Origin of the sequence: Phenylobacterium sp. (genome assembly GCF_041919955.1) — a bacterium.
Taxonomy (GTDB): domain Bacteria; phylum Pseudomonadota; class Alphaproteobacteria; order Caulobacterales; family Caulobacteraceae; genus Phenylobacterium.
In genome coordinates this window covers 52,995-66,056 of sequence record NZ_JAYRSU010000024.1, presented here as the reverse complement: position 1 = coordinate 66,056, position 13,062 = coordinate 52,995, and the positions used below count along the sequence as shown (strand labels likewise).

Annotated in this window: 13 protein-coding genes; 10 read left to right on the top strand and 3 right to left on the bottom strand. The window is 67.7% G+C overall.

The genetic code is table 11. The features are described from left to right. The first annotated feature begins 18 nt into the window (after positions 1-18). The 4 genes from rpsU to ACE3T2_RS17875 all read left to right on the top strand — a co-directional run bounded on the left by rpsU (position 19) and on the right by ACE3T2_RS17875 (position 4,361). A complete protein-coding gene (rpsU, locus tag ACE3T2_RS17890; protein ID WP_374659830.1) occupies positions 19-258 on the top strand; it encodes a 30S ribosomal protein S21 in 240 nt (79 codons plus the stop codon). A 180-nt stretch (positions 259-438) separates the two neighbouring features. Beyond that, positions 439-2,316: an ATP-dependent zinc metalloprotease FtsH gene (ftsH, locus tag ACE3T2_RS17885; protein ID WP_374659820.1), complete on the top strand. Its 1,878-nt coding sequence runs from the start codon at positions 439-441 to the stop codon at positions 2,314-2,316. Between the two features lie 87 nt (positions 2,317-2,403). Further along, complete coding sequence (gene folP / locus ACE3T2_RS17880) at positions 2,404-3,216, top strand: dihydropteroate synthase (protein WP_374659818.1); 813 nt, start codon at positions 2,404-2,406, stop codon at positions 3,214-3,216. A gap of 56 nt (positions 3,217-3,272) precedes the next feature. Continuing rightward, positions 3,273-4,361 (top strand): alpha/beta fold hydrolase, encoded by a 1,089-nt coding sequence (locus ACE3T2_RS17875; RefSeq protein ID WP_374659816.1) that lies wholly within the window; start codon positions 3,273-3,275, stop codon positions 4,359-4,361. Here ACE3T2_RS17875 and ACE3T2_RS17870 read toward each other — a convergent pair. Further along, positions 4,358-5,098 carry an SDR family oxidoreductase gene (locus ACE3T2_RS17870; RefSeq protein WP_374659814.1) on the bottom strand — a complete coding sequence of 247 codons (741 nt, stop codon included), beginning with the start codon at positions 5,096-5,098 and terminating at the stop codon, positions 4,358-4,360. The two genes, ACE3T2_RS17875 and ACE3T2_RS17870, sit on opposite strands and share 4 nt — an antisense overlap. An 88-nt stretch (positions 5,099-5,186) precedes the next feature. Between ACE3T2_RS17870 and thiD the strand changes: the two genes are divergently transcribed. Continuing rightward, the gene (thiD, locus tag ACE3T2_RS17865; protein ID WP_374659828.1) at positions 5,187-5,990 is read left to right on the top strand and encodes a bifunctional hydroxymethylpyrimidine kinase/phosphomethylpyrimidine kinase; all 804 of its coding nucleotides are present in this window, start codon (positions 5,187-5,189) and stop codon (positions 5,988-5,990) included. Then, positions 5,987-6,562, top strand: coding sequence for a nucleotidyltransferase family protein (locus ACE3T2_RS17860; protein WP_374659812.1), 576 nt, complete (start codon positions 5,987-5,989; stop codon positions 6,560-6,562). The genes thiD and ACE3T2_RS17860 overlap by 4 nt, the downstream gene beginning before the upstream one ends. 43 nt (positions 6,563-6,605) lie before the next feature. Here ACE3T2_RS17860 and ACE3T2_RS17855 read toward each other — a convergent pair whose 3' ends face one another. Both ACE3T2_RS17855 and ACE3T2_RS17850 read right to left on the bottom strand, forming a co-directional pair. Further along, positions 6,606-7,001: a hypothetical protein gene (locus tag ACE3T2_RS17855; RefSeq protein WP_374659810.1), complete on the bottom strand. Its 396-nt coding sequence runs from the start codon at positions 6,999-7,001 to the stop codon at positions 6,606-6,608. 119 nt (positions 7,002-7,120) lie between these two features. Then, positions 7,121-9,016 (bottom strand): ATP-binding protein, encoded by a 1,896-nt coding sequence (locus tag ACE3T2_RS17850; protein WP_374659808.1) that lies wholly within the window; start codon positions 9,014-9,016, stop codon positions 7,121-7,123. A 216-nt stretch (positions 9,017-9,232) separates the two neighbouring features. Between ACE3T2_RS17850 and ACE3T2_RS17845 the strand changes: the two genes are divergently transcribed. From ACE3T2_RS17845 to serA, 4 genes are all read left to right on the top strand, one after another. Then, positions 9,233-9,568, top strand: coding sequence for a hypothetical protein (locus ACE3T2_RS17845; protein WP_374659806.1), 336 nt, complete (start codon positions 9,233-9,235; stop codon positions 9,566-9,568). Between the two features lie 66 nt (positions 9,569-9,634). Further along, positions 9,635-10,099 (top strand): hypothetical protein, encoded by a 465-nt coding sequence (locus ACE3T2_RS17840; RefSeq protein WP_374659804.1) that lies wholly within the window; start codon positions 9,635-9,637, stop codon positions 10,097-10,099. A gap of 106 nt (positions 10,100-10,205) precedes the next feature. Next, on the top strand, positions 10,206-11,375 hold the full coding sequence (locus ACE3T2_RS17835; protein WP_374659802.1) for a phosphoserine transaminase: 1,170 nt from the start codon (positions 10,206-10,208) through the stop codon (positions 11,373-11,375). An 82-nt stretch (positions 11,376-11,457) separates the two neighbouring features. Beyond that, positions 11,458-13,032 carry a phosphoglycerate dehydrogenase gene (gene serA, locus ACE3T2_RS17830; RefSeq protein ID WP_374659800.1) on the top strand — a complete coding sequence of 525 codons (1,575 nt, stop codon included), beginning with the start codon at positions 11,458-11,460 and terminating at the stop codon, positions 13,030-13,032. The last annotated feature ends 30 nt before the right edge of the window (positions 13,033-13,062 follow it).

The window sequence follows — 13,062 nt, the reverse complement described above, 5'->3', positions numbered from 1 at the left end:
GTGATAGGAGAGAGACCTCTGGTTCAGATTTTCGTCCGCGACAACAACGTCGATCAGGCCCTCAAGGCGCTGAAGAAGAAGATGCAGCGCGAGGGCTCGTTCCGCGAAATGAAGCGGCACGTCCACTATGAGAAGCCGAGCGAGAAGCGCGCTCGCCAGAAGGCCGAAGCCGTGCGCCGTGCGCGCAAGCTGGCCCGCAAGCGCGCGCAACGCGAAGGCCTGATCGCTGCGCCGAAGCCGAAGAAGACCGGCCGGTAAATATTAAGGCCTTGAGCCTAGTGTCGGGGCCGCGCAGCACTGCTGCGCGGCCTTTTGCATGTGTGGCTCAGCTTGTTCACCGAACCGCGGTATTCGGTCGCGCGGCACGAGGCTTGCTAGTTCTTAAGGGCGGCCCCACCTAAAGTGGGCTTTGAGACACACTTTTTTCGAAGGCGCGTCATGAACCTGCGTAATCTCGCCATCTGGGGCGTCATCGTCGTCGTTCTCATCGGGCTGTACAGCATGATGACCGGCGGCAGCCAGGCGGCCGGCGCCTCTGGCCAGATCTCCTACTCGCAGCTGCTCGGCAAGGTGAACGCCGGCGAGGTGAAGGCCGCGGTGTTCCGCGGCACGGCCATCGAGGTGAAGGACAACAGCGGCAAGTCGTACACCGCCCTGACCCCGAACAATCAGGACGACCTGATCAAGCGCCTCGAGGCGCAAGGAGCCGACATCAACGTGAAGTCGGCCGGCGGCGGCCTGATGGGCCTGTTCCTGAACAGCCTGCCGATCCTGCTGCTGATCGGGGTCTGGATCTTCTTCATGCGTCAGATGCAGGGCGGGGCCCGCGGCGCCATGGGCTTCGGGAAGTCCAAGGCCAAGATGCTGACCGAAAACAAGAACCGCATCACCTTCGAGGACGTCGCCGGCGTCGACGAGGCCAAGGAAGAGCTGTTCGAGATCGTCGACTTCCTGAAGGACCCGCAGAAGTTCCAGCGCCTGGGCGGCAAGATCCCCAAGGGGGCCCTGATGGTCGGCCCGCCCGGCACCGGCAAGACCCTGCTCGGCCGCGCGGTCGCGGGTGAAGCGGGCGTGCCGTTCTTCTACATCTCCGGTTCCGACTTCGTGGAAATGTTCGTCGGCGTCGGCGCCAGCCGCGTGCGCGACATGTTCGAGCAGGCGAAGAAGAACAGCCCCTGCATCATCTTCATCGACGAAATCGACGCCGTCGGCCGCCATCGCGGGGCCGGCCTGGGCGGCGGCAACGACGAGCGCGAGCAGACCCTCAACCAGCTGCTGGTCGAGATGGACGGCTTCGACCCGTCGGAAGCGATCATCGTCATCGCCTCGACCAACCGCCCGGACGTCCTGGACCCGGCCCTGCTGCGTCCCGGCCGTTTCGACCGCCAGGTCGTCGTCCCGAATCCGGACATCGGCGGGCGCGAGCGCATCCTGCGCGTCCATATGAAGAACGTGCCCCTGGCCGCCGACGTGGACGTGAAGACCATCGCCCGCGGCACCCCCGGCTTCTCGGGCGCGGACCTCGCTAACCTGGTCAACGAAGCGGCCCTGATGGCCGCGCGCAAGAACCGCCGCATGGTCACCCAGCGCGACTTCGAGGACGCCAAGGACAAGGTCATGATGGGCGCCGAGCGCAAGTCCATGGCCATGACCGAGGACGAAAAGCGCCTGACCGCCTATCACGAGGGCGGCCACGCCCTGATCGCGCTGAACGTCCCGGCCACCGATCCGGTGCACAAGGCCACGATCATCCCGCGCGGCCGCGCGCTGGGCATGGTCATGCAGCTGCCGGAACGCGACCAGCTCTCGATGTCCTACGAGCAGATGACCTCGCGCCTGGCCATCCTGATGGGCGGCCGCATGGCCGAGGAGCTGATCTTCGGCAAGGAGAAGATCACCTCGGGCGCATCGTCCGACATCGATCAGGCGACCAAGCTGGCCCGGGCCATGGTCACCAAGTGGGGCTTCTCGGACAAGCTGGGCGTGGTGTCCTATGGCGAGAACCAGGATGAGGTCTTCCTCGGCCATTCGGTGTCGCGCACCCAATCGGTTTCGGAAGAGACAGCCAACCTCATCGACGCCGAGGTGAAGCGCCTGGTTCAGGGCGGTTTCGACGAAGCCCGCCGGATCCTGACCGAGAAGATGGACGACCTGCACACCCTGGCCAAGGCGCTGCTCGAATACGAGACCCTGACCGGCGAAGAGATCGTCAACGCGCTGAAGGGCGTCCCGCCCGTCCGCGACGACGCCGACTCCAAGCGCTCGTCCGGCCCCTCAGTCGCCGTGCCGATCTCGCCGCGTCCCGAACCGGCCTGAGGCGGCCGCTAGACCGCTGAACTTGACGCCCTCCCGGCCCCGCGCCAGGAGGGCGTCTTGCTGTCTGAGCCAAGGAAAGAACTCGCCATGTCCGCCGCCGTGAAGGTCATGGGGATACTGAATGTGACCCCGGACAGTTTTTCCGATGGCGGCCGCTACCTCGATCCGCTCGACGCCCTGATCCACGCCCGCCGGCTGATCGCCGAGGGGGCCGACATCCTCGATATCGGCGCCGAATCCACGCGCCCCGGCGCCGAGCCTGTGGACGAGGCCGAAGAAATCGCCCGCGCCGTGCCGCTGATCGCCGCGATCCGCGCCGAGAGCGACGTGGCCATATCCATCGACACCATGAAGCCGGGCGTCGCCCGGGCGGCGGTCGCGGCCGGCGCGACCCTCTGGAACGACGTCGCGGCCCTGCGGTTTTCGCCCGAGGCTTCGGCGGTCGCCGCCGACCTGGGCTGCGGGGTGGTGCTGATGCATATGCAGGGCGAGCCGCGGACCATGCAGTCGGCTCCGCAGTACGGCGACGTGGTCGCCGAGGTCTGCGATTTCCTCGGCGGACGCGCTCAAGCGGCCATGGCGGCCGGCGTCGCGCGCGAGAAGATCTGGCTCGACCCCGGCATCGGCTTCGGCAAGCGGCTGGAGCATAACCTCGCCCTGCTGGCCCACATGGACGCGGTGGTCGCGCTCGGCTTCCCGGTCCTCCTTGGCGTCAGCCGCAAGAGCTTCATCACCGCTCTGGATCCCGTCGGCGGGGCGGTGCTGGACGGACGCCTGGCCGGATCCCTGGCGGCGGCGCTCAGGGGTGTGGATGCTGGCGTGGCGGCTCTTCGCGTCCATGATGTCGCCGAGACCGTCCAGGCGCTGAAGGTCTGGGGCGCCGTCGCCCAGGCGCGCTAGGCATTCCGGCTGGCGGAACGTATGGGTGGCGCAGCACCGCTTCGCCTGGAGTTCCCATGAAGACCTGGATCGCCGGGGCGCTGGCCGCCCTCAGCCTGACGGCGCCCGCCGCCGCGTTCGCCGCTTCGCCCTATGACGCCGCCGTCGCCCAGGGCGACTTCACGATCAAGGACTTCAGGTTTCGCAGCGGCGAAAGCCTGCCTGAGCTGAAGATGCACTATCGCACGCTGGGCAAGCCGGCGCGCGACGCCCAGGGGCGGGTGACCAACGCCGTGATGGTGCTGCACGGCACCGGCGGAACCGGCGCCCAGTTCCTCAACCCGATCTTCGCCAACGAGCTCTACGGTCCCGGCCAGCCGCTCGACATCACCCGCTACTACGTGATCCTGCCCGACAACGTCGGCCACGGCGGCTCGTCCAAGCCCAGCGACGGCTTGCGCGCGAAGTTCCCGCACTACGACTACGACGACATGGTCGAGGCCCAGCGCCGCCTGCTGGTCGATGGCCTGAAGGTCGACCGCTTGCGGTTGCTGATGGGCACGTCGATGGGCTGCATGCACGGCTTCGTCTGGGGCGAAACCCACCCCGACTTCGTGCAGGCGATCATGCCTATGGCCTGCCTGCCCGTGCAGATCGCCGGCATGAACCGCTATTGGCGCACGGCCGCGATCGAGACGATCAAGGCCGATCCGGCCTGGAACGGGGGCGACTACCGCGCCCAGCCGATCATCGGCCTGCGTGGGGCGACGAACCTCGTGCTGCTGATGGGCGCCGCGCCCCAGGCCTGGCAGGCCCAGGCGCCGACCCGCGAACAGGCGGAGGCGATGTACCAGGCCAGGATCGCCGCCGACCTGCCGAGCCGCGACGCCAACGACCTCATCTATCAGCTCGACTCATCTCGGAACTATGACCCCTCGAAGGACCTGGAGAAGATCACCGCGCCGGTGACCTGGGTGAACTCGACCGACGACCTGATCAATCCGCCGGATTTTGGAATCGCCGAGCCCGCGGCCAAGCGGCTGAAGGCCGGAAAATTCGTGCTGATCCAAGCAACGAAGGAGACTCGCGGCCACGGCACCCACACCGCAGCGCGGTTCTGGAAGCAGGATCTGGTCGAGCTGCTGGGGCGCTCGGAGGGGCGCTAGCCCCTCCCGATAAACGGCATCTTGGTCGCCATGACGGTCATGAACTGGACGTTGGCGGCCAGCGGCAGGCCGGCCATGTATACCACGGCGTCGGCCACCGCCTTTACGTCCATCAGCGGTTCGGGCGCGAACGAGCCGTCGGCCTGGGGCACGCCGCGAGCCATGGCGGCGGTCATCTCCGTCTGGGCGTTGCCGATGTCGATCTGGCCACAGGCGATGTCGTAGGCGCGGCCCTCCAGCGAGGTGGAGCGCGTCAGGCCGGTGATCGCGTGCTTGGTGGCGGTGTAGGCGACCGAGAACGGCCGCGGCGCGTGGGCCGAGATCGAGCCGTTGTTGACGATCCGCCCGCCTTGGGGCGACTGGTCCTTCATCAGGCGGAACGCGCCGCGGGCGCAGAGGAAGGCGCCGGTGAGGTTGACGTCCACCACCCGCCGCCAGGCCTCCAGGCTGAGGTCCTCCAGTCGCCCCCCGGCTCCGGCGCCGGCGTTGTTGAACAACAGGTCGAGCCGGCCGCAGCGGGCCCGCACCGTCTCGAACAACGCCTCCACCTGGACCTCGTCGGCGATGTCGGTGGGGACGGCGAGGGCGCGATCGGGCGCATGGGCGGCGGTGGCGTCCAGTTCCTCCGTGCGGCGGCCGGCGAGGACGACGATCCATCCGGCGTCCATCAGGGCCTTGGCGCAGGCGCGGCCGATGCCGGAGCCGGCGCCCGTGACGAGGGCGATCTTCGAGGTCATGGCGCGAGCTTAGCAGGAAGAACGCCCCGCGGTGGATAGGCCGGCGATTTGCGATGCATTCGCCGCCGCGGCGCGCTACCTCGACGTCATGAGCCAGACCAAGGGACGCGTGCTGATCATCGCCGGATCGGATTCCGGAGGCGGGGCGGGGATTCAGGCCGACATCAAGACCGTGACCATGCTGGGCGGCTATGCGGCCACGGCGATCACGGCGATCACGGTCCAGAACACCCTGGGCGTCTTGGGCGTGCATCCGATCCCCCTGGAGGTGGTCGAGGCCCAGGCGCGCGCGGTGCTGGATGACATCGGCGCGGACGCGATCAAGACCGGCATGCTGGGCGACATCGGGATGGTGGAAACCGTAGCGCGTATCCTCGATTCGTCGTCGGCGCCGGCGGTGGTGGACCCGGTGATGGTGGCCAAGGGCGGCTCCAACCTCCTGGCGCTGGAGGCGGTGGAAGCGGTGCAGACGCTGATGATCCCGCGCGCGGGCCTGCTGACGCCCAATGCGCCCGAGGCACAGGTCCTGACCGGGATCACTGTCGAGAGCGTCGATGATCAGCGCCGCGCCGGCGAGGCCCTGCTGAAGCTCGGCGCGCGCGCGGTGCTGATGAAGGGCGGCCACGTGCCCGGCGAGACCGTCGTCGACGTACTGCTGACGGCCGACGGCGAGACGACGTTCGAGGGCGAGCGGCTGGATACCCGCCACACCCACGGAACCGGCTGCACCCTGGCTTCGGCTTGCGCGACCGGCCTGGCGCTGGGCTTGCCGCTGGCGGAGGCTGTCGCCGAGGCCTGGGCGTATGTCCACGAGGCCATGCGCCAGGCGCCGGGCCTGGGGGCGGGACATGGGCCATTGGCGCACAACTGGCCGCTGAGGAGAGCGCGATGAGCCAGGATCTTACCGCGCGGCTAGAGAGCATCGTCCGGGCGACGCCGAACCTGATGCATGTGCTTACCACGGTCAGAGCGCTCGATCCGCCCGACTGGCTGATCTTCTCGGGCGCGATCTACCAGCCGGTGCTGAACCACCTGACCGGCCGGCCGGCGGACTATGGCATCAAGGATTACGACGTCGGCTATTTCGACGCCTCCGACACCTCGTACGAGGCCGAGGACGTGGTGATCAGAAGGACCGCAGCGGCCTTCGAGCCGCCGTTCCGCGAGATGGTGGAGGTGCGCAATCAGGCGCGCGTACATCTCTGGTTCGAGCAGAGGTTCGGCGAACCCTACGAGCCCCTGGGGTCGAGCGCCGAAGCGCTGGCCCGGTTCACATCCACGGTGTTCGCGGTCGGCGTGCGACTCGAGCACGACGATCAACTGACGATCCGGGCGCCGTTCGGGCTGGAGGATCTGTTCGCCATGCGGCTGCGGCCGAACCCGGTGCGGCGGGCGGGAGGCTTCCAGCGGACCGCGGAGGCGGCGCAGCGGCGTTGGCCCGAGCTGGTCATCGAGGGCGCGTAGCAAAAGGGGCGGCTTTCGCCGCCCCTTCGCTGACCGGGACCAATTAGCGGGGGCCGTAGCCCCAGCTGTAGCGGTCGCCGTCGTGGCGCTCCCACCGGATGCGGTCCGAGAGCGCGTCGAAGCGACGGTTCAGGTCGGCGCGTTCCCAGCGGTTCAGGCCGTCCATCCGGTAGCGGTTCTCAAGGCGGACAAGCATGCGGAACTCGCCGCGCAGGCGGTAGGCTTCGCTGCGGGTGATCTGGCCGCTGCGCACCCCGCGGTCGATCCGGCGGTCAAGCTGGGCCACGCGCTGGTCGATGCTGACCCAGCCGCGGTCATAGCGGTCACTGCGGTCGTAACGATCGCCGCGACCGTAGCCGTCATAGGACTGGGCCAGCGCGGGCGCAGCGGTGGCGGCCAGCGCCGAGGCCGCGGTCAGGGCGAGAAAGATCTTCTTCATGGCGGTCTCCTTGGACTTCGGCTGTCGCTGTCGGGCGACGATGGCCCAAGGAAACCATCCGCGATCTGAAGCGAGCCTGAGACCGCCGTTGTGGAGCGTTCAGCTTTGTGGAGGGCCTCTCAGGCCGCCGCGGAGGCGGCTCCGGCCCCCACGGTCGCCGCCTCGGTGAGGGCGCGGCTGATGGCGTCGTAGAGCTTGGCGATCTCGATCGGCTTGGCCACGTGGCCGTCCATGCCGGCGGCCAGATATTCCTCGACCTGGTGCGACAGGGCGTTGGCGGTGAGGGCCACGATCGGGGTGCGGACACGGCCGGTGTCGCGCTCGGCGGCGCGGATCGCGCGGGCCGAGTCGATGCCGTCCATCACCGGCATCTGGATATCCATGAGGATCAGGTCGTAGGCGCCGTCGCGCCAGGCCTCGAAGGCCAGCTTGCCGTTGGTGACGATGTCGATCTCGATGCCGAGCGAGCCCATGACCGCGGCCAGCACCTGCTGGTTGGTCGGGTTGTCCTCGGCCGCCAGCAGGCGCAGGGCGCCTTCCTCGGCTTCTTCGGTCGCCTGGGGCTGAGCGACTTCGCGGGTCACGATCTCGCCGCGCTCCAGCGGCAGTTCGACCGAGAAGGTGGAGCCTTGGCCCTCGCGGCTCTCGACGCTGATCACGCCGCCCATCATCTGGGTCAGCTCGCGGCAGATGGCCAGGCCCAGGCCCGTGCCGCCGAAGCGGCGGGTGGCGGAGTTGTCGGCCTGGGTGAACTTTTCGAACAGCGCCGCCTGCTTCTCCACCGCGATGCCGACGCCGGTGTCGCGCACGGTCAGGCGCAGGGCGCCGGTGTCGGGCGCGACGTCGAAGCTGGCCGTCACCTCGCCCTGCAGGGTGAACTTGACGGCGTTGGAAAGCAGGTTGCCGACGATCTGGCGGATGCGGTCGGCGTCGCCGCGCCACGCGCCGCGGGCGGCCTCGGCGACCTCGACACGCAGCCCCAGGCCCTTGCCCTGGGCGATGACGTTGAAGGAGTCGCGGGTCGGCGCGATCGCGGTCTCCAGGTCGAAGTCGTCGACCAGTAGGGTGAGCTTGCCGGCCTCGATCTTCGACAGGTCCAGCACGTCGTTGAGCACGGCCAGCAGCAGGCCGCCGGACTGGCGGATGACGTCGAGGCGTTCACGCTGGACGGGGGCCAGCTCGCCCATCGACATGACCTCGGCCATGGCCAGCACGCCGTTCAGCGGCGTGCGGATCTCGTGGCTCATATTGGCCAGGAACTGGGATTTGAGCACATTGGCGGCGTTGGCGGCGTCGCGCGCCTCGACCAGCTCGCGCAGGGTGCGCTGCAGGTCCTGCTCGCGAAGGTCGAGCTTCGCCAATAGGTGGTTGAAGCTGTCTGTGAGGCTGCGGAACAGGGCGTCGTCGGCTTCAACCTCGACGGGCGCGAAACTGCCGCTGGCGGCCACGTCGTGCATGGCTTCGGACAGCTTGAGCACCGGCGCAATCACCCGAGAGGCGAGTCCGCGGGCCAGGAACAGGGCCACGCCCACACCGCCGAAGAACAGCGCGCCGGTCAGGGCGATGAACTGCGGGAGCAGGGCGGTGAGCGACGGCGTCTCGAAGGTCATGACCAGTTCGCCGACCTGAGCGTTGTCGATCTTCACCGGCGTGCGGATGGTTTCGAGCTCGGTCGCCGGCGGTTCTGCGCGCACATAGGCGGCCAGGGAGCGCCCGTCGGGCGCCTTGAGCTCGGCCTTGGTGACGCTGGCGTCGTTCTGCAGGGTTGCGATCGCCACCCGGGCCTTGCGCGGGTCCTTCGCAGCCAAGGCGTCGGCCGAGGCGCCGGCGGTGATCTCGGCCAGGGCCATATGGGCGTGATGGTTCTGCTCGCGGGCCACGGCCCATTGCTGGAGCATGAAGGTCAGGCATGCGGCGACCAGCACCACGACCGTGGTGATCAGGGCCACGCCCGCCACGCGCGCGTGGAAGGTGATCTGTGGCCGCGGTCCGGTCGTGCGAGGCTGGTCTGTCATCTGGCCCGAGCTTCCGTCGAGCCTTCGATCTAGGCCAATTCTCCTAACGGTTCGCTTCCGCCAGCTTCGCCTGAGACGCGAAGTGTTGCCTATCCGACACGATTTCTACCGTCGAGCGATAAAATCGTGGTTAACGGAATATGAATCTCCTAGGTAGAATTTAACCTCTGGTTTATCTTAACGGGGTTAGGGTTAATTTCCTCGGAGGGGTTCCCCATGGAAAAGGCGTTTGTCGCACAACGTGTCGCGACCAAGTTGTTTTCGACGGAAGCGGCCGTTGACCAAGCCATGGTCGAGGCTACCGAGCTGCTTGCGGACCTGCTGAAGGCCCGCACGGAGGTTAACGCCTCGCTCGTCTTCGCTGACGACGTTCAGGTGAAGATGGTCGAAGCCATCAAGGCTCTGGGAGAAGCCCGGACCGCGATGGTCGGCGTGCACGGCGAGCTGGCGGAAGCCCAGCTGCGTCTCGGCATCCGCACCAAGCTCGGCTACCACGACAAGCCGGCCGTGATGCGCAAGAGCGACATCACCACCATGCGCGAAGTCGGCTGATCGCAGCCAAGGTTGCAATAGTTTAACTGGTTCTGCGCCCCTATTCAGCGATAGGGGCGCAGGATCATGCCAACTTCACCGATCGTAATCGCGCTGACGGTCCTCACCTTGGGGATTTGCGTCTTCGCCCTCTGGAAGGGCGGACAGGCCGAACGCGTCGGTGCGGGCCTGATTCTCGCCAATGCGGTGCTGAGCACGGCAGGCGACCTTCTCTTCCCTCATTCCGATCTCGCCGTCGTCTGGCTTGTGGGCGACGGGCTGACCGCCGTGGGCCTGCTGGTCGTGGCGATCGTCTATGCGAGCTTCTGGCTGGGCGGGGTGATGCTGCTCTATGCGATCCTTTTCACCCTGCACTCGTTCTATTTCGTCACCGGGCGCGAGGTGGATCTGTTCCATGCGCGGGTGAACAACGCCGATTTCCTCGGCATCAGCGTTTGCCTGGCCATCGGCACGATCATCGCCTGGCGCAAGCGGGTGGTCGCGCGCCGCAAGGCGGCGAAGGCCGAAGAGCTGGCGCTCCAAAAAACGTAATCCGAAAAACTTTCGCTTGCGCCTCGGCGCGAGCCGGTGTTTCTCCGCCGCGGGCCACGCCCCCCCAACGGGGCGCTGCTCATCTGTAAGGATGGGAGACATCGCTATGACGACCCTCGCCAAGCCGGCCATGCGCCCGGCTCGCCCCGAGTTTTCTTCCGGCCCGTGCGCCAAGCGCCCCGGCTGGACCCCCCAAAATCTCCAGAACGCGGTTCTTGGCCGTTCGCATCGCTCCAAGCTGGGCAAGACGCGCCTGCAGGAAGCGATCGACCGCACGCGCCAGGTGCTCGAGGTTCCGGACGATTTCCTGATCGGCATCGTGCCCGGTTCGGACACCGGCGCCGTGGAAATGGCGATGTGGTCGATGCTGGGCCCCAAGCCGGTTCAGTTGCTGGCCTTCGAGAGCTTCGGCAAGGACTGGGTCACCGACGTGACCAAGCAGCTGAAACTGCCGGCCGAGGTGCTGGACGCGCCGTATGGCGAGCTGCCCGACCTGGCCAAGGTGCGCAAGGACGCCGACCTGGTCTTCACCTGGAACGGCACGACCTCGGGCGTGCGTGTCCCGAACGCCGACTTCATCGCCGCCGACCGTGAGGGGATCACGATCTGCGACGCCACCAGCGCCGCCTTCGCGCAGGACCTCGACTGGGCCAAGCTCGATGTCGTGACCTTCTCCTGGCAGAAGGCGCTGGGCGGCGAGGGCGCGCACGGGATCCTCATCCTGTCGCCGCGCGCGGTCGAGCGGCTGGAAAGCTACACCCCGGCCTGGCCGATGCCGAAGCTGTTCCGCATGACCAAGGCCGGCAAGCTGGCCAAGGACATCTTCGAAGGCGCGACCATCAACACGCCGTCCATGCTCTGCGTGGAGGACGCGATCGACGCCCTGAAGTGGGGCGCGCAGATCGGCGGCCTGGCCGAGATGCAACGCCGCGCCGACGCCAACCTGGCGGCGCTGGCCGACTGGGTCGAGAAGACCGCCTGGGTCGACTTCCTGGCCGCCGATCCGGCCAGCCGGTCGAACACCTCGGTCTGCCTGAAGGTGGTCGACCCGCGCGTCACGGCTCTCGCCGACGACGTCCAGGCCGACTTCGCCAAGAAGCTGGCCGGCGTCCTCGAAAAGGAAGGCGCCGCGCTCGATATCGGCGGTTATCGCGACGCTCCCGCGGGCCTGCGCATCTGGTGCGGCGCCACGGTCGAGACCTCGGACATCGAGGCCCTGACCCCGTGGCTCGACTGGGCGTTCGCCACGACCCTCGAGCAGCTGCAAACCGCCTAAGGCCTTCCTGCGTCCCCGCGACACCACGCCCGAAGTGCGCGTGGCCGGGGACGCCTATCCCCTTATCCGCAAGGAAACTCCCATGCCCCGCGTACTCATCGCCGACAAGCTGAGCCCGGCCGCCATCGACATCTTCAAGCAGCGCGGCGTCGACGCCGACGTGAAGACCGGCCTGTCCAAGGAAGACCTGCTGAAGATCATCGGCGACTATGACGGCCTGGCCGTCCGTTCGGCCACCAAGGCCGACAAGGACGTGCTCGCCGCCGGCGTCAACCTGAAGGTCATCGGCCGCGCCGGCATCGGCGTGGACAATGTCGACATCCCCGCCGCCACGGCCAAGGGGATCGTGGTGATGAACACCCCGTTCGGCAACTCGATCACCACCGCCGAGCACGCCATCGCCATGATGTTCGCACTGGCCCGCCAGCTCCCCGCCGCCGACGTCTCCACCCAGGCCGGCAAGTGGGAGAAGAACCGCTTCATGGGCGTCGAGCTCTACGCCAAGACCCTGGGCCTGATCGGCGCCGGCAACATCGGCGGCATCGTCGCCGACCGCGCCAACGGCCTGAAGATGAAGGTGGTGGCCTACGATCCCTTCCTGTCGGCCGAACGGGCCGTCGAGATGGGCGTCGAGAAGGTCGAGCTGGAAGACCTGCTGGCCCGCGCCGACGTCATCACCCTGCACACTCCGCTGACCGACAAGACCCGCAACATCCTGTCGGCCGAGAACCTGGCCAAGACCAAGAAGGGCGTGCTGATCGTCAACTGCGCCCGCGGCGGCCTGGTCGACGAGGCGGCGCTGCGCAAGGGTCTGGACGACGGCCACATCGGCGGCGCGGCCTTTGACGTGTTCGTCGAGGAGCCGGCCAAGGAGAACGTGCTGTTCGGGGCCGAAAACTTCATCGCCACCCCGCACCTGGGCGCCTCGACCCTGGAAGCCCAGGAGAACGTCGCCCTGCAGGTCGCCGAGCAGATGAGCGACTACCTGCTGACCGGCGCGGTCACCAACGCCCTCAACAGCCCCTCGGTCACCGCCGAGGAAGCCCCGAAGCTGAAGCCGTTCGTGGCCCTGGCCGAGAAGCTGGGCGCCTTCGCCGGCCGGATGGTCGACGTCGAGGTCAAGGCCATCGACATCGCCTATGAGGGCGAAGTCGCCCTGCTCAACACCCGTCCGCTGACCGCCGCCGCCCTGGCCGGCGCCATGCGCCCGATGCTGGCCGAGGTGAACATGGTCTCGGCCCCGGCCGTGGCCAAAGAGCGCGGCATCACCGTCTCGGAAAGCAAGCAGGACGACAGCCCCGTCTATGACAGCCTGGTGCGGATCACCGTCACCACGGCGCTCGGCAAGCGCTCGTTCGCCGGCACCGTGATGGCCGGCGCGCCGCGCGTGGTCGAGGTCAAGGGCATGGACCTGGACGCCCCGTTCGCCCCGGTCATGCTGTACGTCAACAACCTCGACAAGCCGGGCTTCATCGGCGCGCTCGGGGCGCTGCTGGCCGAGGCCCAGATCAACATCGCGACCTTCAACCTTGGCCGCGTCTCGGCCGGCGAGGACGCGATCGCCCTGGTCGGCGTCGATCAGGATCCGGGCGATGCGCTGATCGAGAAGATCCGCGCCCTGCCGCACGTCAAGGAAGCGCGCACCCTGCGCTTCTGATTTTTCAGGCCCCCTCGTCGGCGTCGGCCG

Coding starts and splice junctions, on each gene's coding strand:
- folP (WP_374659818.1), top strand. CDS start 2,404: ATGTCCGCCGCCGTGAAGGTCATGGGGATACTGAATGTGACCCCGGAC.
- serA (WP_374659800.1), top strand. CDS start 11,458: ATGCCCCGCGTACTCATCGCCGACAAGCTGAGCCCGGCCGCCATCGAC.
- thiD (WP_374659828.1), top strand. CDS start 5,187: ATGAGCCAGACCAAGGGACGCGTGCTGATCATCGCCGGATCGGATTCC.
- ACE3T2_RS17860 (WP_374659812.1), top strand. CDS start 5,987: ATGAGCCAGGATCTTACCGCGCGGCTAGAGAGCATCGTCCGGGCGACG.
- ACE3T2_RS17850 (WP_374659808.1), bottom strand. CDS start 9,016: ATGACAGACCAGCCTCGCACGACCGGACCGCGGCCACAGATCACCTTC.
- ACE3T2_RS17835 (WP_374659802.1), top strand. CDS start 10,206: ATGACGACCCTCGCCAAGCCGGCCATGCGCCCGGCTCGCCCCGAGTTT.
- ACE3T2_RS17875 (WP_374659816.1), top strand. CDS start 3,273: ATGAAGACCTGGATCGCCGGGGCGCTGGCCGCCCTCAGCCTGACGGCG.
- ACE3T2_RS17840 (WP_374659804.1), top strand. CDS start 9,635: ATGCCAACTTCACCGATCGTAATCGCGCTGACGGTCCTCACCTTGGGG.
- ACE3T2_RS17870 (WP_374659814.1), bottom strand. CDS start 5,098: ATGACCTCGAAGATCGCCCTCGTCACGGGCGCCGGCTCCGGCATCGGC.
- ACE3T2_RS17855 (WP_374659810.1), bottom strand. CDS start 7,001: ATGAAGAAGATCTTTCTCGCCCTGACCGCGGCCTCGGCGCTGGCCGCC.
- ACE3T2_RS17845 (WP_374659806.1), top strand. CDS start 9,233: ATGGAAAAGGCGTTTGTCGCACAACGTGTCGCGACCAAGTTGTTTTCG.
- ftsH (WP_374659820.1), top strand. CDS start 439: ATGAACCTGCGTAATCTCGCCATCTGGGGCGTCATCGTCGTCGTTCTC.